This is a genomic window from Caballeronia sp. SEWSISQ10-4 2 (genome assembly GCF_030464885.1).
In the GTDB taxonomy this organism is placed as follows: Bacteria; Pseudomonadota; Gammaproteobacteria; order Burkholderiales; family Burkholderiaceae; genus Caballeronia.
Genome location: NZ_JALPRJ010000207.1, coordinates 1 through 1,223 on the forward strand (window position 1 = coordinate 1; position 1,223 = coordinate 1,223).

Annotated in this window: 1 protein-coding gene; it reads left to right on the forward strand. The window is 55.8% G+C overall.

Features of this window, described 5'->3' with window-relative positions; all coding sequences use genetic code 11:
* Positions 1 to 82: 82 nt before the first annotated feature.
* Complete coding sequence (locus M0D69_RS43625; RefSeq protein WP_301787981.1) at positions 83 to 1,084, forward strand: NAD(P)-dependent alcohol dehydrogenase; 1,002 nt, start codon at positions 83 to 85, stop codon at positions 1,082 to 1,084.
* Positions 1,085 to 1,223: the final 139 nt, after the last annotated feature.

Sequence of the window (1,223 nt, forward strand, 5' to 3'; positions counted from 1 at the left end):
CGGGGTCATGGCGCCTTTGAGGCGCTCACCCAATAAACCCCCGGCTTTGCCGGGGGTCACTTAATTCTAGAAAGGACATGCCGTGAGAGTGGTGGAACTTACCGGTGTCGGTGTTGATGCGCTGCGGGTAACGGATCGTGAAGAGGGAGCTGTTGCTGCCGGCTTGGTCCGTCTCAAAGTGAAAGCGATCTCACTTAACTATCGTGACTTGTTCGTAGTCAAGGGGTATATGCCAGTCCAATACCCGCTTATCCCGCTATCGGATGCCGTCGGAGAAGTGGTCGAGGTAGGTGCTGGCGTAAATCGTGTGAAGACCGGTGACCGCGCAATTGCGACCTATTATCCCGATTGGCTCGGTGGCACGATCGCTCCGCATAAGTTCGAAAGGGACCGCGGGGGCACATATGACGGCGTTGCCACAGAATATCTGGTCGTCTCCGAAGCTGAGCTTATCAAAGTACCGGATTTTCTCAGCGACGCCGAGGCGGCGACGCTTCCCTGTGCCGGGGTTACTGCCTGGTCGGCGATAACCGAGAGTTCGAATATTAAGGCGGGAGACGCTGTCCTTGTGCAGGGCACCGGTGGTGTGTCCTTAATGGCGTTGCAATTTGCCATGGCTGCCGGCGCTGAGACTTTCATCATTTCGTCGAGCGATGCGAAGTTGGAGCGCGCGAAGGCGCTTGGTGCACATCACACAATCAATTACTCTCACACTCCCGGTTGGGGGAAGATTGTGTCGGAGCTGACGGGTGGGCGCGGTGTTGACCTCGTTGTGGATGTGGCAGGCTCCACACTTGGTGAATCGATCGTTGCAGTGGCCAATGGTGGGCATATCTCACAGGTCGGCATTCTCGGAGGGGTGGAGGCGAGCCTGCCTATTTACCCATTGATGACCAAGTCTGTTCATATCGACGGGATCATGTCCGGCAGCCGGGATGCGGCGGAGGTCATGATGCGCGCTATCGCAATCGGGAAGGTCAAGCCGGTGGTCGATAGTGTTTTCGGGTTCTCCGAAATTCCAGACGCTCTCGAACATCTGGACAGCCGCAATCATTTCGGCAAGATCGTTATCGCGGTTGATTAACAGGTACGCGGATCAGGTCTATGACGGAGGTACCCGAGGTTATGCGACGAATGGAAGGTCAGGAATCTGCTCGATTGTCTGATCTCCTAGATACTATGTAAGGGGCCAGCGAAAGTAAGCTCCCGAGAGTAAAACGAGG